Source organism: Bacillus sp. GbtcB14 (assembly GCF_019091205.1).
Lineage (GTDB): Bacteria > Bacillota > Bacilli > Bacillales > Bacillaceae_G > Bacillus_A > Bacillus_A cereus_AG.
On record NZ_JAGXJT010000242.1, the window covers coordinates 1 to 247 of the forward strand.

A 247-nucleotide genomic window follows, 5' to 3' on the forward strand; every position below is an offset into this window, starting at 1 on the left:
TCTGTTCACTGGAGACCCGGAGAACGAAGATCGCAACAGCATCGTCGATGCGATGTTCAAGAGCGTCGTGGCAAGCTCCCGTGCGCACAACCTCAACTGGGTCGATCTCGTTGCTCTCATGAACCCAGATGCGGTGCGTCAGATCCGTGAATGTGCCGAGAAGGAGTTCTTCGCTATCCCGCTGTTCGAAGAGCCCAATGATGCCGTCACGGCGCCGCATGACGTGACATTCCTGAATTCAGCCAAG

Annotated in this window: 1 protein-coding gene; it reads left to right on the plus strand. The window is 56.3% G+C overall.

Annotated elements, in window-relative coordinates; all coding sequences use genetic code 11:
- Positions 1–247: hypothetical protein (locus KVT31_RS29835; protein ID WP_217613757.1), on the plus strand; the 247-nt coding region annotated here is incomplete at both ends.